This is a genomic window from Cystobacter fuscus (assembly GCF_044360685.1).
In the GTDB taxonomy this organism is placed as follows: Bacteria; Myxococcota; Myxococcia; order Myxococcales; family Myxococcaceae; genus Cystobacter; species Cystobacter fuscus_C.
In genome coordinates, this window is sequence record NZ_CP043491.1 from 8,965,472 (window position 1) to 8,989,542 (window position 24,071).

The 24,071-nt window shown below is 68.7% G+C and carries 15 protein-coding genes and 1 pseudogene; 10 read left to right on the plus strand and 6 right to left on the minus strand.

What is annotated here, in order from left to right:
• Positions 1-5: 5 nt before the first annotated feature.
• The gene (locus F0U63_RS36765) at positions 6-812 is read left to right on the plus strand and encodes a hypothetical protein (protein WP_395837479.1); all 807 of its coding nucleotides are present in this window, start codon (positions 6-8) and stop codon (positions 810-812) included.
• Positions 809-2,005, plus strand: coding sequence for a substrate-binding domain-containing protein (locus F0U63_RS36770; RefSeq protein WP_395837481.1), 1,197 nt, complete (start codon positions 809-811; stop codon positions 2,003-2,005). Before F0U63_RS36765 ends, F0U63_RS36770 begins: the two co-directional genes overlap by 4 nt.
• An 85-nt stretch (positions 2,006-2,090) precedes the next feature.
• On the opposite strand, the gene F0U63_RS36775 is transcribed toward F0U63_RS36770, so the two are convergent.
• Positions 2,091-5,501, minus strand: coding sequence for a WD40 repeat domain-containing serine/threonine-protein kinase (locus tag F0U63_RS36775; RefSeq protein ID WP_395837483.1), 3,411 nt, complete (start codon positions 5,499-5,501; stop codon positions 2,091-2,093).
• A 491-nt stretch (positions 5,502-5,992) separates the two neighbouring features.
• Here F0U63_RS36775 and F0U63_RS36780 point away from each other — a divergent pair, with 491 nt between their 5' ends.
• Positions 5,993-6,994, plus strand: a complete 1,002-nt coding sequence (locus F0U63_RS36780) for an ankyrin repeat domain-containing protein (RefSeq protein ID WP_395837485.1) — start codon at positions 5,993-5,995, stop codon at positions 6,992-6,994.
• A gap of 84 nt (positions 6,995-7,078) precedes the next feature.
• Positions 7,079-7,648 carry an Imm26 family immunity protein gene (locus F0U63_RS36785; RefSeq protein WP_395837487.1) on the plus strand — a complete coding sequence of 190 codons (570 nt, stop codon included), beginning with the start codon at positions 7,079-7,081 and terminating at the stop codon, positions 7,646-7,648.
• Here the strand turns inward: F0U63_RS36785 and F0U63_RS36790 are convergent.
• A pseudogene (locus tag F0U63_RS36790) lies at positions 7,620-7,754 on the minus strand (type IV pilin protein); the annotation flags it as partial. The gene F0U63_RS36785 and the pseudogene F0U63_RS36790 sit on opposite strands and share 29 nt — an antisense overlap.
• A 280-nt stretch (positions 7,755-8,034) precedes the next feature.
• Between F0U63_RS36790 and F0U63_RS36795 the strand changes: the two are divergent.
• Positions 8,035-9,282 (plus strand): MFS transporter, encoded by a 1,248-nt coding sequence (locus tag F0U63_RS36795; RefSeq protein ID WP_395837489.1) that lies wholly within the window; start codon positions 8,035-8,037, stop codon positions 9,280-9,282.
• A 192-nt stretch (positions 9,283-9,474) separates the two neighbouring features.
• On the opposite strand, the gene F0U63_RS36800 is transcribed toward F0U63_RS36795, so the two are convergent.
• Positions 9,475-11,403, minus strand: a complete 1,929-nt coding sequence (locus F0U63_RS36800) for a YgiQ family radical SAM protein (protein ID WP_395837491.1) — start codon at positions 11,401-11,403, stop codon at positions 9,475-9,477.
• 196 nt (positions 11,404-11,599) lie between these two features.
• On the opposite strand from F0U63_RS36800, the gene F0U63_RS36805 reads away from it, so the two are divergent.
• Positions 11,600-12,238, plus strand: a complete 639-nt coding sequence (locus F0U63_RS36805; RefSeq protein WP_395837493.1) for an HAD family hydrolase — start codon at positions 11,600-11,602, stop codon at positions 12,236-12,238.
• Between the two features lie 15 nt (positions 12,239-12,253).
• Here F0U63_RS36805 and F0U63_RS36810 read toward each other — a convergent pair whose 3' ends face one another.
• Positions 12,254-12,700, minus strand: coding sequence for a hypothetical protein (locus F0U63_RS36810; RefSeq protein ID WP_395837495.1), 447 nt, complete (start codon positions 12,698-12,700; stop codon positions 12,254-12,256).
• A 136-nt stretch (positions 12,701-12,836) separates the two neighbouring features.
• On the minus strand, positions 12,837-13,679 hold the full coding sequence (locus F0U63_RS36815; protein ID WP_395837497.1) for a sterol desaturase family protein: 843 nt from the start codon (positions 13,677-13,679) through the stop codon (positions 12,837-12,839).
• Between the two features lie 110 nt (positions 13,680-13,789).
• Here F0U63_RS36815 and F0U63_RS36820 point away from each other — a divergent pair, with 110 nt between their 5' ends.
• The 4 genes from F0U63_RS36820 (at position 13,790) to F0U63_RS36835 (ending at position 18,751) form a co-directional block, all read left to right on the plus strand.
• Positions 13,790-14,584 (plus strand): SDR family NAD(P)-dependent oxidoreductase, encoded by a 795-nt coding sequence (locus F0U63_RS36820; RefSeq protein WP_395837499.1) that lies wholly within the window; start codon positions 13,790-13,792, stop codon positions 14,582-14,584.
• 55 nt (positions 14,585-14,639) lie between these two features.
• Positions 14,640-15,149, plus strand: coding sequence for a hotdog fold domain-containing protein (locus tag F0U63_RS36825; protein ID WP_395837501.1), 510 nt, complete (start codon positions 14,640-14,642; stop codon positions 15,147-15,149).
• 112 nt (positions 15,150-15,261) lie between these two features.
• Complete coding sequence (locus F0U63_RS36830; protein WP_395837503.1) at positions 15,262-18,021, plus strand: hypothetical protein; 2,760 nt, start codon at positions 15,262-15,264, stop codon at positions 18,019-18,021.
• 295 nt (positions 18,022-18,316) lie between these two features.
• Positions 18,317-18,751: a choice-of-anchor D domain-containing protein gene (locus F0U63_RS36835; protein WP_395837505.1), complete on the plus strand. Its 435-nt coding sequence runs from the start codon at positions 18,317-18,319 to the stop codon at positions 18,749-18,751.
• 14 nt (positions 18,752-18,765) lie between these two features.
• Here F0U63_RS36835 and F0U63_RS36840 read toward each other — a convergent pair whose 3' ends face one another.
• On the minus strand, positions 18,766-24,045 hold the full coding sequence (locus F0U63_RS36840) for an AAA family ATPase (RefSeq protein ID WP_395837507.1): 5,280 nt from the start codon (positions 24,043-24,045) through the stop codon (positions 18,766-18,768).
• Positions 24,046-24,071 lie beyond the last annotated feature (26 nt).

A 24,071-nucleotide genomic window follows, 5' to 3' on the forward strand; every position in this document is an offset into this window, starting at 1 on the left:
CGGACATGGCCGATCGGAGTGAGTCGACGTTGGTGGGCTACCTTCCGAAGGTGCTGGCACGCTCGGCGGGGAGCACGCTCCACCTGGTGCTGGCGGGCACGTCGGCGCTGCTCGCGGCGGCCCTGCGCTCCTGGGCCGTGGCCGCGCTGGGCGCGGTGGCCTATGTCGCGCTGGTGGCCTGGGACGTGGTGTCGCCCGGGTTCTGGAAGGAGACCCTCTCCGGCCGCTCCGGCGAGGAGCGCAAGCTGCCCGCCCCGGGCAGGCTGGAGGATCCGCGGGTGCGTGACTCGGTGCGGGCCATCCACCAGGCGAGAGAGGAGCTGACGCGCACGCTGGCGGACGCCCCGCGCGGAGTGCTGTCGCACCTGGAGCTGGCCCTGTCATCGCTGAGCGAGCTGGAGGGCCGCGCGGTGCGGCTGGTGCGGCGAGGAGAGGAGCTCTCCCGCTACCTGCGCACGGTGGACATGGGCGCGGTGCGCGAGCAGCTGCGCCAGTTGGAGCAGCAGGTCCGGGCAGCACGGGATGCGGAGGCCCGGGAGCAGTACCAGAGCGCGCACAGGGCTCGCGAGGAGCACCTGGCGGCGCTGCTGGACATCCACGCGGCGCACGAGCGGGTGTTGGCCAACCTCTCGCGCATCGCCGCCACCTTCCAGGGACTTCCCGCCAAGGTGATGCGCCTGCGCGCCCTGGACGCACAGGCCACGGACAGCATGTACGGGGACCTCAACCAGGAGCTCGGCCACATGAACGGTGAGATCCAGGCCTTCGAGGACACCCTGCAATCGCTCAAGGAGGTTCGAGTCGCATCATGAAGCCCAAGCTCTTCATCATCCTGGGGTTCCTCGTCGCGGTCGGCGCGGTGCTCTTCATCACGTCCTCGAACGGGGACAAGGCACGGCAGCAGGGCGTGGCGGAGGCCGCCCCCTCACAAACTCGAGCCTCCGAGCCGGTGACGGAGATCTCCTTCCTCTACAGCACGGAGAAGAAGGAGTGGGTGGAGGCCGCGGTGGCGGGCTTCCAGCAGGAGAACCCGTCCATTCGCGTGAAGCTGATTGGCAAGGGCTCGCTGGAGTCGGCCCAGGCCCTGTTGGATGGCAAGGAGAAGCCCACGGTGTGGAGCCCGGCCGACAGCGCCGTGCTGCGCATGCTGGAGTCGGACTGGTCGACGGATCCGCAGCGGGGGCAGCTCTTCGCCACCAGCGGTGACGACGCGCCGCAGCCACTGGTGATCACCCCGCTGGTGTTCGTGGTGTGGGAGGACCGGGCGGAGGTGTTGCAGAAGGTCTCCGGGGGAGCGGTGTCGTGGAAGTCCATCCACAAGGCGGTGGCGAGCGACCAGGGCTGGCCGGCCATCGGAGGCAGGCCGGAGTGGGGCTTCGTGAAGCTGGGCCACACGGACCCCACGCGCTCCAACTCGGGCTTGCAGGCGATGCTGCTGGCCACGCTGGAGTTCCACGGCAAGCGCTCGGGCCTGACGGTGGGGGACCTGCTCAAGCCCGAGTACCAGACGTGGGTGAAGGAATTGGAGAAGGGCGTCACCCGCTTCGAGACCTCCACGGGCACCTTCATGACGGACATGGTGCGCTTCGGCCCGTCGAAGTACGACGTGGCGGTCGTCTACGAGAACCTGGCCATCTCGCAGCTCGCCAACGCGCAGGGCCGGTGGGGCAACCTGAAGGTGTACTACCCGGCGCTCACCCTGTGGAGCGACCATCCGGCGGCGCTGGTGCAGGCCGACTGGGTGACACCCGAGCAGAAGGACGCGGCGCGCGGGCTCCTCACGTATCTGCGCAGCCGTCCGGTGCAGGAGCGCGCGCTGGCGTTCGGCTTCCGGCCGGCGGATCCCTCGGTCCCGATCAAGACGCAGGACGCGGCCAACCCCTTCACGCGGCTCGCACCGCAGGGCATCCAGGTGGACGTGCCGCCCGTGGCCGAGGTACCCGAGGGGCCCGTGGTCCGCAACCTGCTGACGATGTGGTCCCGCGTGGTGGGCACCGCGCGCTGAGAGACACGCGAGCGCCCGGCGTCGAGCGCCACGCCCACGGCGTCGCAGGAGTGTTCTTCCAGGGGGCCTCGCGCAACTCGGCAAATCAGGAGCCCTGCTTGCGCGGCGATTCATCCACCGCTTCGAGCCACGCGCGCAGGGCCTCGGGCGTCAAGGGCAGATCCTCCGGCCACACGCGCACGGTGTCGTCCGCGCCGAACGAGAGGATCCGCCGTCCATCGGGAGAGAAGCGCACCTCCAGCACGGGCCCGGTGTGGCCGCGCAGCACGCGGCTCGTGCGGCTCGCCAGGTCCCAGAGCCTGAGCGTCTCGTCATCGCTGGCGGAAACGAGCCGCTGGCCATCACCCGAGAGGGCCATGCCGTTCACCTTGCCACCGTGCCCTTCGAGTGGTTCCAGGGCTCGTCCCATCCGGACATCCCACCGGCGGATGGCGTGGTCCCGGGCCCCCGCGGTCAGGAGGCTCTGCCCATCCGGCGAGAAGAGGAGGTGCTGGACTCCCGTGCCTCCGACGTGGATGCGCCGCAGATGGGTGCCCTCCAGGTCCCAGAGGTGCAACGCGTTGTCCGTGCCTCCGGTTGCCAGGGTTCCTCCGTCTGGAGAGAAACGGATCGCCCGGACGAGCCCTTCATGCCCGAGCCGATGGGCCGCGCCCGTGGCCAGATTCCAGAGCCGCACGGTCTGTCCCTGCTCGGCGGCCGAGGCGAGGTGACTCCCATCCGGGGAGAAGAGCAGCGCGAGGGGGATCAGGTGCTCCCGGTCCTGCTCCTGGAGCCGCCGGGACTGCCCGGTGGTTACGTCCCACAGGCGCACTTCCCCGTCGTATCCCGCCGAGGCCAGCTGCCTGCCATCGGGAGAGAAGGCCAGTACGAGGATGTCGTTGGGATGGCCCTTGAGCATGCGCACCAATTTCCCCTCGGCGCTCCACAGGCGGATGCGTCCCTCCTCACCACCCGAGGCCAGCAGGTGGCCATCTGCGGACATCGCGACCACTGTCCTCGCCTCATGTCCTCCCAGCACGAGCGCCGAGCCCGTGGCAAGGTCCCACAAGCGCACGCTCCCGTCCTTCCCTCCGAGCGCGAGCCGCCGCCAATCCGAGGAGAGCCACAGGCCGCTGTAGTGGAATCCGTGGGGTGCCGGAAGGACACGGTGGTCCTCAACCGTAAGGTCGAACACGCGCACGATGCCGTCCATCCCTCCCGCGGCGAGCCGCTGTCCGTCCGGAGAGAACGCGAGCTGGAGGAGGGTGCCTTGGGGGCCACGAAAGACCCGGGCCTGGCCGGTGGCGAGATCCCACAGCCGCACCGAGCGATCATTTCCACCGGAGGCCAGGCTCGCGCCATCCGGAGAGAAGGCCAGCACCTCCACGCGGCCCTCGTGTCCCTCGAACTCACGCATCTGGCCGGTGGTCACGTCCCAGAGCCGCACTCCAGGCTCGGAGCTCGCGGCCGCCACGGTCCGGCCATCCGGTGAGAACGCCAGCGCGGTGATGGGTCCGCGGTGCTCGCCGAGCACGTGTCCCACTCCGGTCCCGGCGTCCCATATCCGCACGGTCCGGTCATCGCTCCCCGTGGCGATGAGGTCCCCGCGCGGGGAGGACGCCACGTGACCGGTGCGCGCTCCATGTCCCGTCAGGACGCGCAGCTCGCCACTCTCCAGGTCCCACAGCCGCACGAGGGGATCATCGAAGGCCGTGAGGGCCACCCGCCGCAGATCTGGGGCCGCGGCCATCTGCTCGTACCAGCAGCCTTCGACCCGGAAGACGCGCGTGGTGCGGCCGGTGGCCAGGTCCCAGAGCCGCAGGGTGCCATCCTGCCCCGCGGAGACCAGCCGCTTGCCATCCGGCAGGAAGACCACCGCCGCCACCGCATGGTCATGGCCCTGGAGGACGCGGCTCTGTCCGGTAGCCAGCTCCCAGAGCCGAATCGTGTGATCATTGCTGGCGGAGGCGAGCCATCTCCCGTCGGGCGAGAGCGCGAAGCCCCAGACCTCGTCGGAGTGGCCCGTGAGGACGCGACCCGGAGCGTGCGCGTCACTCCAGACCCGGAGCGTTCCGTCATCACTGCTGGTGACGAGCGTCCTTCCATCCGGCGTGAACCGCAGGCTGGTGATGGGCTTCTCGTGGCCTTTCAGCAGGGTCGCCAGACCTCGGGCCCTGGCATCCGCCGCGACGAGGCGTACCTCCGGCCAGCGCGTGAACGCGGGGGAGAGCTGGCGCAGCCAGGCGACGGCGTTCGGATCCTTCTCCACCTCCGCGCGGGCCTGCATGAGCGCGAGGCTGTCGGCACGCTTGAGGGCCTCGGCCTCGTTGCGCTCGGCGCGTTGGCGCGCCGCGAGGATCTGCCACACACTGAAGCCGCCGGTGGCACTCAGCACCAGCAGGGCCGCCGCCGCCACGGCCAGCATGCCCTGGTACTGGCGGACGAACCGGCGGATCCGCTCCCGCCGGGTGTACCGGTGTGCCCCGACGATCTGTCCCGTCTGGAAGCGCCGCAGGTCCTCCGCCAGCTCCCGTGCGGTGGGATAGCGCTCCGCGGGCTGACGCGCCATGGCCTTGCCAACGAGGGTGAGGAGATCCTCCGGGATGCCCTCCTGGCGCTCGGCCAATGGCACGGGCGGCCCCGTCAGCACCGCTTGGATGACCTTCCCGGACGAGGCGTCCGTATACGGTCGGGTGCCTGCCAGCAGATGGTAGAGGATGGCTCCCAGGGAGTAGACGTCGGCGCGTTCGTCGGCCGGCAGCCCGATGGCCTGCTCCGGCGGCATGTACGCGGGTGTCCCCATCACCGTGCCCGCCACCGTAAGGCCCTCACCCGCGGGCGCACTGAAGCCCTCCGGCTCGGGCGAGGGCGAGGTCCTCTCTGTCGAGAGATCCTTGGCCAGTCCCCAGTCGATCACCACCGTTTCACCGAACGCGCCCACGAGCACGTTCGAGGGCTTGAGGTCCCGGTGGATGATGCGCTGGCTGTGCGCGTAGGCCACCGCCTCGGCCACGGCGAGCACATGCGGAAGCAGCGCGAGCCTCTGTGCGAGCGTCTTCGCCTCGGCGATCAGCGAATCGAGCGAGCGGCCCGACACGAGCCGCATGCTGTAGAAGGGCTCACCCGAGGGCCAGCGGCCCGCCTCGTAGATGGGCACGATGGAGGGGTGCTGGAGCCGCGCCGTGATGAGCGCCTCGGTGCGGAATCGCTCCTGCGCGGAGCCGCTCCTACCCGGGAAGAGCAACTCCTTGAGCGCCACCATCCGGTCCAGATGCGTATCCCGCGCCTGGAGGATGCGGCCGGTCCCGCCCCGGGCGAATTCGCCGAGGAGGACGTAGCGATTGCGCTCGACCGGCGGAAGATGGGGATCCCAGAGCGAAGCGGCGCGGCCCGTGCCCGAGGAGGCGGGAGTCCCGGGCTTCAGGCCGGCGGAGGGCAGGGTGCGGGTGAGTTCGTCGTCGCTGGCGGGCGGGACGTTCTGCTCGGCCTGAGGTTCGAGCGGGTCGTGTTCGTCCATGGTCCTCCTCCGCTGGAGGCGAGCTTGCCCTCAGCAGCGGAGAGAAGAAAGCCGGACCCGCCCGGGTGCCTTCGGCGAGCAGAAAGGGTGTCGCAGAAAGGGTGTCAGAGAGTTCGAGTGACGCGACCCGGCACGACACGCGGCGGAAAAAGAGAAGATGGGGCGGACGATGACGAATCCGGTCACTCCGTCCGGCTTCCCTTGGCCAGGAAGGCGCGGGTTCTCGCCCGCGACGTGAGGAGGCCTGATGCAATTTCCGGAGTTCTTTGACACCTGCTCCGGGACACCTGCCCCGGGACGCGCAGCCACTGCGCAAGCGGCTCGGCTGTCATGGATGAAGGTGGCAGGCTTCTTGCTGAACGGGGGTCGAACCCCGAGATTGGAAGCTGACAATGCGCCTCCCTGGCCTTTTCCTGACGTTGCTTGCCGCCCTGATGTTGTTGCCACCTGTTCCCGTCCGTGCGGAGGATGTGTCCGGCCGGACGCGGCGTGTGCGGGCAGACGCGCTGCACGCCGCGGTGGTCCGGGGCGACCGCGCCCTGGTGCGGCAACTTCTCCAGGCGGGGGCGGATCCCAACGCGCAGGACGCCCGGGCCAACACGCCGCTGATGCTCGCCACCGACGCGCCCATGGTCGAGTTGCTCGTGGCGGGTGGAGCGAACGCCCGCGCCGAGGACACCCAGGGGCGTACCTTGGTAGGACGTATCGCGGCGACAGCCTCGCGTGAAGAGCCCCGTGTCCAACTCCTGCGCGCGGTGGTGCGCGCAGGGGCGGACGTGGACCGGGCCAACCGCGCGGGTGAGACGCCCCTGGAAGTCGCGGCCCGACGTGGCGACATCGAACTGGTGAGGGAAATGCTGTGGTTGGGGGCCCGCGTGCCGAGGGCCTTGGAGGGAACCTCGATTCGAGCCGCGTTGCCCATGCCCTCTGGCGCTGGCGTCCGGCTGGCGGAGGAGTGGGGCTGGCACGGGCGTGAGCTCGTCTTCCGCCGGCTGCATGTACGGCTCACCACGAGCGCAGCCGAGGCCGTGTCGGTGCCACTGGAACTGGGGAGCCCGCTGGACGAGGCACTCAACGATGGGGCGCTCGAGCTTGCCCTGGACGGGCCGGACGACCAGCCGGCACCGGCGGAGGTGGCCCAGCAGACCGAGTCGGTGATGCGCGTCTCGGATGAGGGGCCGCACGTCGAGCTCACCGACTGGAAGACGGGCCGCTCCGCCTGGACGGTCGCGCCCGCGCTCGCTCCCGGACGCTGGCAGCTCATCGGCATGGATGCGCTGCCGGCCCCCTTTCCCGCTTTCACGCCCGGCGAGCTCGAAGCGGCGTTCGAGCGCGGGGCGCCGCTGTCCATGGAGGACCGGTCGCGCTGGCTCGCGGTGCTGCGGCGGTCTCCGGAGGCCGCCAGTCCGGTCATCCACCGCATGCGCATCCGTCTTCGTCTCGCCTCCGGTGCCGTCAAGATGCTGGAACTCCAGCTCCCCACCGGCTGCTGACGGCCCCCCCAAAGGGTGTCAGACGACTTGTAGAGACGACTTGTAGAACGCCCGGGGGTAAGACCCACCCCTGGGATACTGGTAGTGTCAAGTGGGGTCCTTCCGAGGGAACCACCTCCTGGAGTCGTTGCATGCAACACCGGTTGGCGCTGCTGTCACCGGCGGTGCCGCTCACATAAGCCAGGCTCGTTCTTGAGGATTCCCCTCGCCGATGGCTCATTCGGCTATGCGAGGACGCTCGAACCACCGTTTGATGCCTTTTACGAGTACAGAGCCGCAGAGCCGGACGCGGATCTGGACCGAATCGCGTCCAAGCCAATCCTCTTCAGGATTGTCGTTAGCCTCCCCTATTCGGAATCATGGAAGTTCATTGGGTGGAGAAAGCTTGAAGAGCATTTTTCTCAACCCATCGTCCAATACAGGCAAGCAGTGGGCCCCTTCGGCCGCTGCACGATTTTCGACAATCTTGGAATGGTGCGGCAGGCGGAGCCTCACGAATGTTTCGGACTCGAGCCCTCGGCTGTCTGGGACCCGCATTCCGTCGAGGAGCGCCTGCTGGACGCATTCATGGGGCGACCCAACGAGGCGTTGGAGCACATGAAAGCAGAGCTGCGAAACAGGATACCGCCTGCTGGGAGAGGGCCTGGCGCTTGAGGAAGTTCGGGATGGCGATGGCGGCGAGCAGGCCGATGATGACCAGCACGATCATGAGTTCGATGAACGTGAAGCCTCGGGTCTTGCGAAGGATGAGACGGTGCATGGGACTCCTTCTCGGGAAGGACAGGAAGTCATCGACCGCGTCGCTTCCAAGGGGGTTGGGCTGCGCCTCTCAGCACGAGCCATGCCAGGGCGGGCGTGCGGCCATGTGCTCGGAATGACGGGCCCACCTCGAGGGCTTGGGGTGGGGAACGGCATTTCTCGGCGGACGATGACAAAACGGGTCACTCCGTCCGGCGGAGGCCGCACACGGGTTCTCGCCCATGACGTGAAGAGGTCTGAGGTAAGAAGGGGGTCTCCCTCAGCCCTGTGCGTGAACATCCATGACCTCTGCCGCGGCCTCCCCCCCTGTTGATTCGAGCGCGCTCCGAATCCCGGGATACCGGACCTTCCTCATCACGTTCATGTTGGCGATGATGGCCGACAACATCGAGCACGTGATCAGCTACTGGGTGGCGTTCCAGAAGTTCCACTCGGCGGCGCTGGGTGGGTTCGCGGTGGTGTCCCACTGGCTGCCCTTCTTGATGTTCTCGGTGCCGGTGGGCGCGCTCAATGACCGGTTCGATTCCCGGCGCCTCATCCAGGCCGGGATGGTGCTCTTCATCACCGCCTCCGTGGGCTGGGGATACTTCTTCGTCACGGACTCCTTGCAGTTGTGGCACGCGATGGTGCTGCTCACGATCCACGGCTGCGCGGGGGTGCTCTGGAGCACCTCCAGCCAGATGTTGCTCTACGACATCGTGGGCGCGGGCTCGTTGACCAGCGCGGTGCGCCTGAACGCGACGGCCCGTTATCTCGGGGTCCTGGTGGGCCCCGGCGTGGGCAGCCTCATCATGAAGACGCTCGGGCCGACCCGAGGCATCTTCATCAACGTCTTGTTCTATCTGCCCCTCTTGCTCTGGCTGATGGGCGCCCCCTATGGCCGGCACTTTCGCGGGGTGACGGCGGGCCCCAAGCGGGCCGTCCGGGGCCTCACCGACATCATCCAGACCATCCGCGACGTGCGCGAGATGCCCCTGGTCGCGGCCATGATCCTGCTGGCGGGGGCGGCGTCCTTCTTCATCGGCAACAGCTACCATGCGCAGATGCCGGGCTTCGCCCATGATCTGGGCCATGGAGACCCCGGCACGGCCTATACGCTCCTGCTGGCGGCGGATGCGGCCGGTGCCCTGCTCGCGGGCATCCTACTCGAGACACGCGGCACCTGGCTGCCGACGGAGGCCACGTCCGCGATGAAGATTGCCTTGCTCTGGGGATGCTCGCTCTTCACGTTCGCGTTCATGCGCTCGTATCCGGCGGCGATCGCCGTGCTGTTCCTGGCCGGGTTCTTCGAGCTGTCCTTCAGCAGCATGACCCAGGCGCTCGTGCAGCTGAATGCTCCGGACGCCATCCGGGGCCGCGTCCTGGGGCTCTTCAGCATGTCGGCCTCCGGCCTGAGGGCCTTCAGCGGCGTGACGGTGGGGCTGCTGGGGAGCGTGACCAACACCCATATGTCGCTCGCCGTGTCCGCCCTGGCCTTCGTGATGGTGGCTGGCCTGTTGTTCCTCCGTCGGCGCCAGCAGGGCGCATAGGCGGCCGCCGCCTTGAGCCCCCAAGCAGGAGAGGAGGAGGCGAGCGTGGAGCCCCAGGCAGCTGCGAGGCAGGAAACGAGGAAGGAGCGGAGGGCGCGAGTGGACTGGGCTGGGCTACTACGAAGGAGCTTCGCGGTGGAGGTGTTGGCCTGCGTGAGTTTGGAAGCGGCGGGAATCGAACCCGCCACCGGACTACCGGGCGCGCCGGTCCTGCCGCTCGCGCGCCTCGGCCTGCTTGCGGCGCGAGGCCTCGGCGCTCGTCTCCGGCGGCACCAGCGCGTGGGGTCCCCGGCCAATCAAATCCTCCCGGCCCGCTTGAATCAACGCCTCGCGCGCCAGCGGCCACTGCTCCGGGTTCCAGTAGAGCAAGAGCGCCTTCTGCAGCTTCTTCTCGCGCAGGCCCCGCGCCGTGTACACCGGCTCCATCTTCAGCGGATCCAACCCCGAGTAGTACATGGCCGTGGCCACCGACATGGGCGTGGGGATGAAGTCCTGCACCTGGCGCGGCCGCTTGCCGTTCTGCTTGAGCCACAGCGCTAGCTCCACCATGTCCTTCAGCTCCGAGCCCGGGTGCCCGCTGATGAAGTAGGGAATGTCGTACTGCTCCTTGCCCGCCTCCTCGCTCGCGCAGGCGAACATCGTCTGGAAGCGCTCGAAGCTCTCGATGCCCGGCTTCTTCATCTTCTCCAGCACCCGCTTCGACACGTGCTCGGGCGCCACCGAGAGCTGCCCGCCCACGTGGTGCGCGGCCAGCTCCTTCACGTACTCCGGGGAGCGCTCGGCCAGGTCGTAGCGCACCCCGCTCGCGATGAAGACGTGCTTGATGCCCTCCTCCTGGCGCACCTGCTTCATCAGGTCGATGAGCGGCCCGTGGTCCGTGTCCAGGTTCTCGCACACGCCCGGGTGCACGCAGGAGAGCTTGCGGCAGCGCTTCTCGATGTCCTCGCTCTTGCACTTGAGCTTGTACATGTTGGCCGTGGGGCCCCCCAGGTCCGTGAGCGTGCCGCGGAAGTCCCCCATGCGCCGCAGGGCCCGCACCTCACGCAGCACGCTCTCCGCGCTGCGGCTCTGGATGACCCGGCCCTCGTGCTCGGTGATGGAGCAGAAGGTGCACCCGCCAAAGCACCCGCGCATGAGCACCACCGAGTGCTTCACCGTCTCGTAGGCCGGAATCGGCTCCCGGTACATGGGGTGCGGCACGCGGTTGAACTTCAAGTCGTACAGCTCGTCCATGGCCACCGACGCGCTGTCCCCCTTGCCCGCCCCATCCTCCAGGGGCAGCGCCGGCGGGTTGAAGTAGACGGCGCGGTTGCCGTGGCGCTGCGCCAGGGGACGCCCGTTGCCGGGGTTCGTCTCCAACTGGAAGTCGCGCGACATGCGCGCGAAGGCCTCCTTGTCGGCCACCACCTCCTCGTACGAGGGCAGCACCACCGTCTTCTGGTCCGCCGCGCGCCGGGCGGGATCCGCCTCGTGCGCCTTCATCGCCTCGTCGTTGATGAGGTAGGCCGTGCCCCGCACGTCCCGGAGGTCCTCCACGCGCTCGCCCCGGTTGAGCCGGTCCGCGATCTCCCAGATGGGGCGCTCGCCCATGCCGAAGACGAGCAGGTCCGCCTTGGCGTCGAAGAGGATGGCGCGCCGTACCTTGTCGCTCCAGTAGTCGTAGTGCGCGATGCGGCGCAACGACGCCTCGATGCCCCCCAACACGATGGGCACGTCCGGATACGCCTCGCGGCAGCGCTGGGCGTAGACGATGGTGGCGCGGTCCGGCCGGGCGTTGGTGCGCCCGCCGGGGCTGTACTGGTCCTCCGAGCGGTTCTTCTTCTGCGCGGTGAGCCGGTTGAGCATCGAGTCGAGGTTGCCCGCGGCCACCCCGAAGAAGAGCCGGGGCTTGCCCAGCTCCTTGAAGGGCTCGGCCGAGTGCCAGTCCGGCTGGGTGATGATCCCCACCTTGAAGCCACGCCCCTCGAGGAAGCGGGCGATGAGCACGGGGCCGAACGCGGGATGATCCACGTACGCGTCCCCCGTGACGATGATGATGTCGAGCTGCTCCCAGCCCCTGGCCTTCATGTCGGCGCGGGTGACGGGCAGGAAGGGATGGGCGTAGCGAATCGGAGTGGCCATGAGCGGAGTCCCTCACCTCCCCTAACCGCTCAGGGGGGCGGGAAGCAAACACCCGGGCTCCAAAAACACCTTCGGACTCCCCTCCCCTGGCCCCCCACGCCCCCCCCTTGCTCGGCTCCCCCGCGGACAGGCCGGGGAAAGGGTGGGCGCGAGAAGGCGCTTGAGCGTCATGGTCCTCCTGGGGGACACAGGCCCCATGGCCACACCCAAGACCATCGTCTTCGACCTCGACGGCACGCTGGTGGACTCGCTGCCGGACATCATCGCCAGCTTCCAGTACGCCCTGGAGAGCCAGAAGCTGCCCGTGCCCTCGGACGCGGAGGTCCGCGCCCTCGTCGGCCTGCCCCTCGAGGACATGTACGCGCACTTCGCGCCCGACCAGGTCTCCACGCTCTGCGCCATCTACCGCGAGCACTACCCCCGCAACTTCGTCAAGCGCTCGCGCCCCTTCCCCGGCGCCGTGGAGCTGCTGCGCACCCTGCGTGAGCGCGGCTACACGCTCGCCATCGCCACCACCAAGCGCACCGACATGGCCCGGCGCTTCGTCGAGGCGCTCGGGTTGACATCCGCCCTGGACCACGTCCAGGGCACCGACGGCTTTCCCCACAAGCCCGCGCCGGACGTCATCCAACGGGCCCTCGCCGCGCTCGGCTCCGAGGGCCTGTGGATGGTGGGTGACACCACCCACGACATCCTCGCCGGTCGCGCCGCGGGCCTGCGCACCTACGCCGTCACCTGGGGCAACCACGGCCCGGATGAGCTCGCCACCGCGAAGCCGGACGAGCTCCAGGCCAATCTCTCGCGGCTGCTCGAGCACCTGCCCGCGCGCGCCTGACGCGCCCCGCGCACGTCACGCGGAGTGCGCCGCCTCCTCCTCGTGCACGTGCGCCTTCTGCTCCCGGTACTCGGAGATGTGCGCGTAGACGTGCTCCGGGAAGCGCAGATCCTTGTAGACGTTGCCCTCGTCCGGGTCGTCCGGATTGGGGATGATGGGGAAGTCCTGCTGCCGCTGGAACTGCAGCACCTTCTCCCTCCGGGGCGGGCTGTAGTCGTGCGCCTTCACCTGCTCGATGAGCGAGAGCGCCTGCGCCTCGTCGCACGCCGGATCCTTCAGGAGCAACTGCTTCAGCTCCGCCTCGTCCAGGAAGTGCCGCGCCACCATGGCGAAGACGAGCCGGCCGAAATGGCCGATGTCCTTGCCCGCCTCGAGCGATTCCAGCAGGTGCCGCATCATCCCGTTCTCGCGCAGGGCCTCCTGCCCACTCGTTCCCGCGCGCTCACCTTGTGTGTCCGTCATGGCTGAAGTCCCCTTCCATGAAACCGGTCGGTCCGGTTGCATCTGAAAGCATGTTCAGCACGGAGACGCGGCCCTGCACCTGCCCGCCCCCGTCCCACATACCGGACGCACGGAGGGCGAGCGGGAGGAGGGGCGTTCAGCTCGGGCGCGAGGAGAGCTCCCCCGCCAGTTCCGGCGTGGACCCGGCCGCCTCCTCGGCGGGGGACTCGGGCACGGGCGTGGTGAGGGCCTCGAAGGTGGACTCGTACTGGGGGTGGTTGGTGCCCAGCAGCCGGTCCCACACGTTGAAGTAGAGGCCGAAGTTCCACTTCATCCGCTGGTGGTGCTGGTGGTGGTGGGTGGTCGTGTTGAACCACCGGCCCATGGGCGAGCGCAGGAAGCCCCGCGGATACAGCTCGAAGCCCAGGTGCCCGATGACGTTGATGAAGAGCTGGATGGTCAGGAAGATGAGGAACGCGCTGCGATGGACCGGCAGCGTCAGCAGGATGAGCGGTCCGATGCCCGCCTCGATGACGGCCTCCAGGGGGTGGAAGGCGTAGGCGGCGAGCGGCGAGGGATCGTGCGACAGGTGGTGCACCTTGTGGACGTGCTTGAAGATGGGCTTCCAGTGCATGAAGCGGTGCGTCCAGTAGAAGTACGTGTCGTGCACCAGGAGCATCACCGGAATGGACAGGACGAACCACACCGGCCCATGGCGGTCGTCGGTGTAGAAGCGCGACAGCCCGGCCTGGGCGAGCGCGTACATCCACACGCCCACCAGCCCGAAGATGGCCAGGGAGCCCAGTGAATAGAAGATCTCCCGGCGCGCCTGCTTCTCGCTCACGGGCCCGGGGCCCAGCCGCCGGGACAGGAACCGCCGTGGCGTGCGGCGATGGAAGAACACGAACGCCGGAAGGGCGAACACCACGTAGCGCAGCAGGTTGAGGAAGAACGCGCCCATCGCGACGTCAATGGGGGAACGCGGGGGAAGCATGGGCATCAGTGGTCTCCGGAGGAACAACAGCCTAGCGCCGCGTCCCCCAACAAAGTATCCCGGGCCCCCCGTTGACTCCCGGCATCAACCCCACCCCCTTCCGAGGAAATTCCAGCATGGATCTCGAACTGCGCAATCGTCGAGCACTCGTCACCGGCTCCACCTTCGGCATCGGCTTCGCCATCGCCAAGGGACTGGCCGCCGAGGGCGCTCACGTCTTCATCAACGGCCGCAAGAGCGAGTCGGTCGACAAGGCGATCGCGCGCATCCGCCAGGAAGTGCCCGGCGCCCAGGTGGAGGGCGTGGCGGCGGATGCCACCACCGCGGAGGGTTCCCAGACGGTGTTCGCCCGCGTGCCCGCGGTGGACATCCTCGTGAACAACCTGGGCATCTTCGAGCCCAAGCCCTTCTTCGAGATTCCGGACGCCGACTGGATGCGCTTCTTCGAGGCCAACGTGCTCAGCGGCGTGCGCTTCTCGCGCCACTACGCGCCCGGCATGCGCGAGCGCGGCTGGGGCCGCGTCCTCTTCATCTCCAGTGAGTCCGCCCTCAACATCCCCACGGAGATGGTCCACTACGGCATGACGAAGACGGCCCAGTTGAGCATCTCGCGCGGGCTCGCCATGGAGCTGGCGGAGTCGGGCGTGACGGTGAACGCCGTGCTGCCCGGCCCCACGAAGACCGAGGGCGTGCAGGACTTCCTGCAGGATCTGGCCAGGTCCAAGGGACAGACGGTCGAGCAGACCGAGGCGGACTTCTTCCGCACCGCGCGCCCCGGCTCGCTCTTGCGCCGCTTCGCCTCGCCCGAGGAGGTGGCCCACCTGGCCGTCTACCTGTGCAGCGCGCGGGCCTCGGCCACCACGGGCGCCGCGCTGCGCGTGGATGGCGGTCTCGTCAACACCATCGGCTGAAGCGCGGCGGGGAAGCGGTCCCTCCAGGCCCCGGGGATGTTATGTCCCAGGGGCCATGCCCACCCTCTCCAGTCTGACCCAGTCCCTGAGCCAGCTCGCCACCTCCGAAAACCTGCGCCTCCTGTGGAACGTGCTTCGCCACGCACCGGGAGGCGGGGCCTTGATGGGGCAGCTCATCGGCAACATGGCACCGTACACGGGCAGCATCCGCCCGGAGGTGCTCTCCCTCGAGCCCGGCTACGTCCAGGTGCGCATGAGGGATCGGCGCGCGGTGCGCAACCACCTGCGCTCGGTGCACGCCATCGCGTTGATGAACCTGGGCGAGGTGGCTACCGGCCTGGCGGTGCTGTCCTCGCTGACCGGAGGCATGCGCGGCATCATCACCCACCTGGAGATGGACTACCTGAAGAAGGCGCGCGGCCTCATCACCGCGGAGTGCCGCGCACCCGTCGCCACACCCGGCGAGCGCAAGGAGTACGACGTCCAGGCGGACCTCACCGACGCGGCGGGCGAGGTCGTGGCCCGCGCCCGCGCCCGCTGGCTCATCGGCCCCGCCATGCACTGACTTCCGGTCCGCGGCCTCGCCACGTCTCATTCCCGGCATTCGAGGCATGGGTCCATCCTGGCGAGCACAGAGGTGTTGCTCGCGAGGGACAGGGCCTCTATCCAGGGGCACCATGCGAGCCAAGCCCTTCCTCCTCTTCTGTTCCGCGTCGGTGCTGCTGCTGTCGGCCAGTGCGTGCCGTGACGAGCCCGAGCCAGCCCCGGGGCCACTCTGCACCGAGGCGCCGCTCCCGCTGCAGAACCCGCGCGCCCATACCCTGGGCGAGACCTTCTACCTGCCCCGGCTCAAGCAGGACGCGCGGTGTCCCTCCACCCTGGAGTGGCAGGTCGTCTCCGCGCCCGAGGGCAGCCGCAACACCGCCTATACGAGGGGCGCTCCCGAGCCGCGCTTCACTCCGGACCTGCCCGGCGACTACGTCCTCCGGCTGGGTGAACTGCGCGACTCCGAGGTGCCGCTCCACGTCGTGGCCCGTTCTCCGGCCGAGCGCTTCCGCAACCACTACCTGACGCCCCTGTCCGGCGTGGTGCGTGTCGGGGAGGAACTGTGGACCGCGAACGGTGCGTCCTACACGGTGAGCCGTCTCGCGCGGGTGGACGGCACGTCTTGGAGCCGTCAGGGCGAGGTGACCGTGGGCGCGTGGCCCTCGGCGCTGGCCTGGCGCGAGCCGCTGCCCTATGTGCTCGTCGCCCAGCGCGGCAGCGACACCGTGGGCTTCATCGACAGGGCGCGCGGCGTGCTCGTGGACTCCCTCTGGGTGGGGGACGAGCCCTCCGGTCTGGCCCTCTCGCCGGATGCCCGGTGGTTGTACGTGTCGCTGGCCACGCAGCGCCAGGTGGCAGTGGTGGACCTCACCGTGCGAGAGGTCGTGGCGCGGGTGGAGGTGGGGTTCGATCCCCGGGCCCTGGCGCTCTCCCCGGATGGCCGGCGGCTCTTCGTGGCCTCGTACCGCTCCGGCAACCGCGTCAAGGACACGCGCGGCGCGTACGGGCCGGGGGACGACCAGGACATCACGGTCATCGACACCGCGTCGCTGACGACGATCGCCATCGTGGACGGTGTGTCCGCCGATCTGCGGGCCCTGGCGCTCTCCGAGGACGGGAGCGAACTGTATGTCGCCGCGACCGATGGAGACCCCGAGCCCTCGCAGGCGGACGCCACGGCGAAGCCCTTCGTGCACGAGGTGGTGGTGGTGGATGCGGACGCGGCGGCGCCGGGCGTGCTGCGGCGTGCCGATCTGACGCGCCAGGCCGGCTCGGGGGGCCCCGTGGTCAATCCCGCGGGGGTGCTCGCGGTGGGGGACACGCTGTGGGTCTCCTCCGAGTCCTCGGACGTGGTCGTGGCGCTCGACCGGAGCACGCTCGCCGAGAAGGCCCGGGTCGCGGTGGGCCCGGGGGCCCGGCAACTGGTGGCGCTGGATGCCGCGGGCACGGTGGCCGTCCACTGCTTCCAGAGCCTCGAGCTGTGGGTGCTGCGCGCGGACGGGACGGTGTCCCAGAAGGTGAAGCTCGCGGAGGATCCGCGTCCCGCGAACGTGGCGCTCGGCGAGCGCGTCTTCACCCGGCCCGGTGGGGGCTTCGCGGCGAACCACTCCTGCTCGAGCTGTCATGTGGAGACGCAGAACGACGGCATGGTGTGGCGCTTTGGACCGTCCATCTGGCACAACGTCCGGCCGCTGCAGTTGCTGGACGCCACCACGCCACTGGAGTGGGGCGCCTACGTCTCCAGCTCCGAGAACTTCGGCTACCAGGGGCCCGCGTCCATCGTTTCACGCCCGGCCACGCCCGAGGAGGCGCTCGGACTCCAGGCCTTCCTCGGCTCGCTGCTCGGCGCTCCCAGGGCCACGGGCCACACCCGGCTGGATGGCAGCTACACCGAGGCGGCCCTGCGCGGACAGGCGCTCTTCGAGGGCAAGGCCTCCTGCTCGGGTTGCCACACGCCACCGCTGTACACGTCACGCGGTTATGTCGCGCAGGGCAAGTCCGGTGAGCCGGCCGACATCCCCACGCTCCTGGGCACCTACCGCCACGGCATCTACTTCGTGGGCGCGAAGGCCCGGAGCCTGGAGGCGGCCCTGGAGGTGGCGATCGACTACGTGAAGGTGCCGCTCAGCGCCGAGGAGCGCGCGGATCTCCTGGCGTTCCTGCGCGAGCTGACGCCGAAGGGAGGAGCGCCCCTGGGCATCTGGCCGGACATCGACAGCGACGAGGGTGTCTACCCGGACGTGCGCCCATCCGTGGCCTTCACGGACCCGGTGGATGACACCCAGGGGAAGACGGCCGCCGAGGTGGCGGCGAAGTACGTGGTGCTGGAGGACGAGCCCGGCCATCGCGTGTCCGGCGCGGTGGAGGTCCAGGGCGGACGGCTCACGTTCGTACCGGCGGCGCCGCTCGCGCCGGGGGCCCGCTACCGCTTCCGGGTGCTGCCGGGCCTGCCGTTCCTCTCCGGAGGCTCACTCTGGGGCGAGTTCGGCAGCGAGTTCACCGTCGCGAAGCCGGCCGCGGGCACCTGGCCCCGGAGGATGCGCATGACGATCCAGGTTCCGGGGCGCGGGGGCACCACGCCCGTGGACTTCGTGCTCGAGACGGCCGAGTCCTCCCGTCCGGGTGGGCTCACCCTGACGGTCCTTCCCCAGGGCTCGGGCAACCAGCAGCGTCAGCAGGTCTGGTCGCGGCTGGATGGGAACCAGTGGCGGGTGCAGCCCTTCGCGATGCCGCTCTTCGGCAGCAGCGTGGCGGATGCTTCGGAGGTGGTGGGCTCGGTCACGCAGGTGGATCCGTCCACCCAGGGCATCACCCGGGTGGAAGGGAAGCTGCGCATCCGTGGGCCCGGCATCGACATGCCGGACGTCGCGTTCTCCATCGTTCCGCGCTAACGGCGCTGGAGCGAGGCCCTCACACCCGTACGTGGCCTCGCGCCAGCACCTTGCGATGACCCTCCCAGGACCCCTGCCCCGATTCGTCAGCGAGCTGGCGAAAAACGTCACCCGTCCGGGGTCCCCGGCTCCAGGCGTCTTGAAGTTCCGCGTGCTTGCCTGAGTGCCCACCCCTGGCATGCCGCGTGCTCTGCATTGTGGAGCCAGAAGTCATGCCAATGTTTTGCAGATAAGGGCTCGGGCCCACGTTCACGATTGGCCGCTTCTGGAGACCTGTTCATGGGGAGATGTACACATGCGTCGAGTTGGTTTCGCGGTGTTGGCCTGTCTTGTTTCCGCTGCCTGTGGTCCCGCTCTGGAGAGTGACACCCATGGGCCCGCCGACGCCGTCGGGCAGTCCCATGGCGAGCTGCTGCCCGATGTCGTGATCACCCCGAGCATCCTGGACTTCGGTCAGCAGACCGTGGGCACCACCAGCGCTCCCCTGGCCTTCACGGTGCAGAACAACGGCACGGAGGCCGTGCATCTCTCCTTCGCTGTGAACCCGCCCTTCAGTCCCCGTGCTTTCGATGGCTCGGATCTGGCCCCCGGCACTTCGCGGGAACTCAAGTTGTACTTCAGCCCGACTTCGGCGGGCGCGTTCTCCGCGCCCATCTATATCTTCCCCTCCAGCTCCAGCGGCTGGGGCTTCTTCGAGGGAAGGCTCACGGGAACTGGCATCGCGCCGTAGTCGCCGACAGCGCGTCAGGTCCTGGAGTTCACCAGTGGCAGCTCCAGGGTGAATACGGCGCCCCGGCCCGGTCCCTCACTCTTCGCCAGGATGGAACCGCCCAGGGCCTTCGCCGTGAGGATGCTGCCGTGCAGGCCGAAGCCGTGCCCTTCCTCCCTGGTGGTGAAGCCGGGGCGGAAGATCCTCTCCAGGTTCTCCGGCGCAATCCCCACCCCGTTGTCTTCCACGGCGATGCGCAGCTGCTGCTCGCCACTTTTCTCGAGCTTGAGCCGGAGCCACTTCTCCTCCTGCCCGCTCTCACTCAGCGCACTGGCGGCGTTGCTGATGAGGTGGGTCAGGATCTGCACCACCTTGCTCCGTTGGAGGAACAGGGCCGGCAGAGCCTGGTACTCCTTGATGATGCGCACCCGCAGCGGCTCCAGGACGGGGGTGTTCATCCGCAGGGAGTCGTCCAGCAGCTCCTCCAGGTGGATCCATTCCGGCGCCTCCGAGACCCCGACGTAGGCCTGCTGTGTCCGCACCACCTCGTTGAGGTACTCCACGCTCGCCACCATCGAGCCCACCTCGCCTAGCGTGAACTCCAGATCCTGCCGCATCGCCGCCGCCAGCCCGGAGAGGTAGGCGGGCAGCGCTCTGCCAGCCGCGTCCTTCACCAGGAACTCCCCGAGCTCCTGCTGGTGCGCCTGCAGGAGCGCCGCGGTCCGCGCCAGCTTCGGCACGCGGAACTGCCGCAGCTTGGAGGCCACGATTCCCGCCGAGGTGTTGATGCTGGTGAGGATGTTCCCCGCGTGGTGCAGCACCTCCGCGGCGATCTCGGCCTTTCCAGCGCGCCGCGCGGTGTCCAGCAGCTCCGCCTGGGCGCGCCGCAGTTCGCGCGCCCGCTCCTCGACGCGCTGCTCGAGCTCGTCGTGCGATCGCCGCAGCGCCTCCTGGGCCTGCTGCACGCTTGCATAGAGCCGCGCGTTCGCCAGCGAGATCGAGGCCTGCGACGCCAGGACCTCGAGGACCGCGAGCCGGCTCGGGGTGAACACGCCCGCGGCCAGCCTGTTCTCGACGTAGAGGACACCCACCAGCTTCGCCTGGCTCATCACCGGCATGCACAGGATCGACCGGGGTTTCGCCCGGACCACGTACTCGTCCGAGGCGAACCTGCCGTCGGTCCCCGCGTCCTCGAGGATGAGACTCTCGAGCGAGCGTTTGACGTAGTGCACGATGGAGTGGGGCAGGCGAGCCGACGCCTCGAGCGGCACCGGCTCGGCGTCGACCTTGATCTCGTCGCGATCGACCTCCGCCTCCGCTTCGACAAACAGGGTGTCGTCGCGGGTCAGGAGGAGATACCCCCGCTCCGCCCCCGCGCTCTCGATGAGGATGCGCATCAACGTCTTCAACAAGCCCTCGAGGACGATCTCCTTGGAGATCGCCTGCTGCGCCTTCACCACCGTCATCACGTCGAACGCCTCGTCCGTGGTCACGCCCGTGCTGGTGCTGGTGGTGGTTCCGGACCTGAGCAGGCGCGGGTTCCTCATGTCGAGCAGCTTCACCTTGCCGTGCGCACCCCATTGCAGCCAGGCGCGCCGGGCCTCGCGCAGGTACGTGTCGGCGACGGTGCCGACTCCGCGGGCTCGATAGAACTCCGACGCGACCTCGTACGCGAGCGCCTCGCACTGGATGAAGCCATTCTGGCGAGCCCGGGAGATGGCCTCTTCATACCGCCGCATCGCCTCTTCGGTGTTCCCCCGGAGCCGGGCGAGCTCCGCGGAGATGAGCGCGTACGCATGGCCGAAGTTCGCGGGGCCTGTGTCCGCCCACTCCTGGAGCACCGCATGGTCGGCCTCGAGCTGGCGGAGGTACTCCTGCTGCTCCGCGGGCGAGACCGCGTCGTGGTGCCGGGCCAGCGCGAGTGCCGCGTGATAGTGGTACTCCGCAACGCCCGCCTGGCCGGCGTAGGAGAAGAGGAACGCCCTGCCCTTCAGGGCCATCTCCACGGCACCCCGAGCGTCTCCGTAGATGAGCGCGCAGAGCAGCCGGTACCTGTAGAACATGAACGCGATGAAGGGGACGGCACGCAGCCCGGTCACACTGTCCGGCGCAACCGGTGGAGTCTCTGTTCCCTGCCGCAGACACTCCACCACCTCGCGGAGATCAGCGATGGCCCGCCACACCGCGTCGTTTCTCGTGCGGTGGAGGAAGTCCAGGAAGGTCTCGGCCTCGGAGGAGACGTCTTCGAGGTGGTCTCCCATCATGAACCGGAACACCACGAGGTTCATGATGGAATAGGAGGCGAAGGTGAGCTCACCGGTCTGGCGCGCGGCGGACCAGCTCTCCCGGAACAGCGGGAGCACCTCCCGGAGGTGCTGGATCCGGTGGTTGATGAAGCCTCCGATGACGAGGCACACCTTCGCCCTGCTCCCGACGATGCCTCGCCTGTCCATCAGGTCGACCGCGAGCGCACCGAGGCGGACCGCCTCGCGCCACTTCTTGAGGACATGGCCCATGGCCTGCCCGAAGACGACGTAGCCCATGACGGAGACGTCCGCGTTTCCGTAACGCAGGCTGGCACCGACCATCTGGCAGGCGAGCAGATCGTGCAGATCCGGGTTGATGAAGTACGCCGGTGGCAGGACGGCCGCGAAGAGCGCCAGGAGCGCCCTCTGGTCCGGGTCCGTCATCGGCGCCAGATCCAGGAGCGACTCGAGCTTGCGTTGCTCCAGCTCCTCCCAGAGGGCCTGCACCGTGGCGCCGAGCGCCTCGGGGTTGGGCCGCAGGGGCAGCTCGAGCCCGAACCGCCGCGCACACGAGAGCGCCGCCTCGACGGCCTGGGGGAACTCGCCTCGGGTGCCGTGGAGGTCCACCTTCAAGCGGTGCACGTCCGCCTGCTCGGCCCGGGTGCGCGCACGCGTGATGAGGGAGGAGATCCTCGCCTCCGCCGCTCCAAGCTGCCCGCTGATGAGCTCGCACTGGGCCCGTTGGAAGGTGAGCTCGTAGGTCAGCTCATGGTGGGACTCCCACCCGTCCTGGCCCACGAGGTCACAACCGGTGGCCAGGTAGCTCAACGCAGCCGCATGGGCCGCCGAGCGAATCGCGCTCTTGCCTGCCGCCAGGTTGAGCCGCGCCAGCTCGATCGTCTCGTCTCTGTCGTCGATCAGCGCCGCCGCGAGGTTGAGGTGGTTGACGAGCTCGAACACCGCCGACGGCCGGCGTGCGCGCAGCATCCGTCCGATCCGCAGGTGCAGCGCGATGCGCTGAGCCTCTGGGGTGAGCAGATAAGCGGCCTGCTGGATGCGATCATGCAGGAACCTGTACCCGTGCTCGGAGCGAAGGATGAGCCGCTCCTTGATGGCGCCGAAGAGCCTCGCCTCGAGCTGCTCGAGAGAGCTGTGCACCAGCTCGGAGACGTCCTCGGCATCGAAGGTGTTGCCGATGCAGGCGGCGACCTCGAGTGCGTCCTGGGTGGGCGGGGGGAGCTCCCTCAGCTTCGCGACCATCAGCTCGACCACGTTGTCGGTGAAGCCCTGGGCCTGGATCCGCGCGAGCTCCCAGTGCCACCCGCGCGCCGCCGTGTCGAACTGAAGGAGCTTCTCCTGGTGGAGGGTGCTGAGGAACTGGGTGAGGAAGAACGGGTTGCCTCCGGTCTTCTCGAGGAGCAGGTGAGCGAGTGGCAGCACCCGCGCCTCGTCGGTGCGCAGCGTGTCCGCGAGCAGGCGCTGGGTATGCTCGCGCCCCAGCGGCGAGAGCACGATCGAGGTGATGGGGACTCCCCCCCGGCGCAGCGAGTCGAGCGCCACCATCAGCGGATGGGAGGGGGACACCTCATTGTCGCGGTAGGCGCCTATCACGAACAGGCGGCCTGCCTCCGGGTCGGGGATGACGTGCTGGAGGAGGGCGAGGGTCGCCGGATCCACCCACTGGAGGTCATCGAGGAACAGGACGAGCGGGCGCTTGTCCAGGCTGAGCGCGCCGAAGAAGCGGGTGAAGACCTCGTGAAGCCGGTTCAGCGACTCGGCCGGGCCCAGCTCCTCCACCGGAGCCTGCTTTCCGATGATGAGCTCGAGCTGGGGGAGCATGTCGACCACGAGCTGGCCGTTCACGCCGAGTGCACGCAGGAGGCGTTCCTTCCATGCGGCGATCTCCGCTTCCCCTTCGGCCAGGATCTGCTGGAGGCACTGCCGGAGGGCGGACACCAGGGTGGAGTAAGGACCCCCGGTGTTGAGCTGATCGAACTTGCCGGACGCGAACAAGCCGCGCTCGCGCACCAGCGGCCCGAAGACCTCTCTCACCAGCGACGACTTGCCGACGCCCGAGTACCCCGAGATGAGCGCCAGCGCGCAGCGTCCCGCTTTGACGCCCCGATCGAACGCGCCGAGGAGCGCCGCCACGTCGTCCTCACGGCCGTAGAGCTTCTCGGGGATGCGAAACCCATCCAACGCATCCTCGGAGCCGAGCGGGAATGGCGCGAGCTCCGCGCCCGAGTCCCAGCGCGCGGCGCACTGCTCCAGATCCGCCTTCAGTCCCTCCGCGCTCTGATACCGATCCTCGGGAGCCTTCGCGATCAGCCGGGCCACGAGCCGCGAGAGGACCACCGGCACGCTCGGGTTCAACTCACTCACCGGCCGGGGAACCACCGCCAGGTGGCAGTGGAACCACCCGAGCACGTCCTCCGCCGAGAACGGAGGCACTCCCGCCAGCATCTCGTAGAACGTGATGCCCAGCGAGTACAGGTCCGAGCGGTGATCGACCACGCGGTTCATCCGGCCTGTCTGCTCGGGCGACAGGTACGCGAAAGTCCCCTCGACCATGCTCGCGGGGCGGAAGGACGAATGCTCGCGGGGGAGGGCCGACGCGATTCCGAAATCCGCGATCTTCACCACGCCTGTCGCGTCGTTCACGATGATGTTGGCCGGCTTGATATCGAGGTGAACGATTTCGCGGCGGTGGACCTCGGCGAGGGCGGACGCCATCGAGATCGCGAGCCGCAGGAAGGCGCGGAGCTCGCTCGGGCCGGAGAGCAGCCGATTGAGCGAGTGACCCTGGAAATCCTCCAGGACCAGGGCCGCGGTACCCGGCAACTGCAGCAGCTCCAGGGCCTCCACGACATGAGGCGAGCCCTGGCACTTCCGGAGCAGCCCGAACTCGCGCTCCAGCCGCGCGATCCCTCGCGAGTCCACGTGTGCCATCTCTGGCATCTTGATGATGACCGGACGTCCGTCGGCCTGTCGCAAGCCCCGAAACAGCGTGTGCTTCGCCCCCTGGTGAATTACCTCCAGGACCGAGTAGTTCGGAATCGTTGGCAACATTCGTGAACAAGAAGGCTAGGCGCTCT

Bases quoted from the DNA above. Each gene is read 5' to 3' on its own strand.
- F0U63_RS36765 (WP_395837479.1), top strand. From the start codon at position 6: ATGGCCGATCGGAGTGAGTCGACGTTGGTGGGCTACCTTCCGAAGGTG.
- F0U63_RS36815 (WP_395837497.1), bottom strand. From the start codon at position 13,679: ATGCCCATGCTTCCCCCGCGTTCCCCCATTGACGTCGCGATGGGCGCG.
- F0U63_RS36770 (WP_395837481.1), top strand. From the start codon at position 809: ATGAAGCCCAAGCTCTTCATCATCCTGGGGTTCCTCGTCGCGGTCGGC.
- F0U63_RS36775 (WP_395837483.1), bottom strand. From the start codon at position 5,501: ATGGACGAACACGACCCGCTCGAACCTCAGGCCGAGCAGAACGTCCCG.
- F0U63_RS36795 (WP_395837489.1), top strand. From the start codon at position 8,035: ATGACCTCTGCCGCGGCCTCCCCCCCTGTTGATTCGAGCGCGCTCCGA.
- F0U63_RS36800 (WP_395837491.1), bottom strand. From the start codon at position 11,403: ATGGCCACTCCGATTCGCTACGCCCATCCCTTCCTGCCCGTCACCCGC.
- F0U63_RS36805 (WP_395837493.1), top strand. From the start codon at position 11,600: ATGGCCACACCCAAGACCATCGTCTTCGACCTCGACGGCACGCTGGTG.
- F0U63_RS36810 (WP_395837495.1), bottom strand. From the start codon at position 12,700: ATGACGGACACACAAGGTGAGCGCGCGGGAACGAGTGGGCAGGAGGCC.
- F0U63_RS36830 (WP_395837503.1), top strand. From the start codon at position 15,262: ATGCGAGCCAAGCCCTTCCTCCTCTTCTGTTCCGCGTCGGTGCTGCTG.
- F0U63_RS36840 (WP_395837507.1), bottom strand. From the start codon at position 24,045: ATGTTGCCAACGATTCCGAACTACTCGGTCCTGGAGGTAATTCACCAG.
- F0U63_RS36820 (WP_395837499.1), top strand. From the start codon at position 13,790: ATGGATCTCGAACTGCGCAATCGTCGAGCACTCGTCACCGGCTCCACC.
- F0U63_RS36835 (WP_395837505.1), top strand. From the start codon at position 18,317: ATGCGTCGAGTTGGTTTCGCGGTGTTGGCCTGTCTTGTTTCCGCTGCC.
- F0U63_RS36825 (WP_395837501.1), top strand. From the start codon at position 14,640: ATGCCCACCCTCTCCAGTCTGACCCAGTCCCTGAGCCAGCTCGCCACC.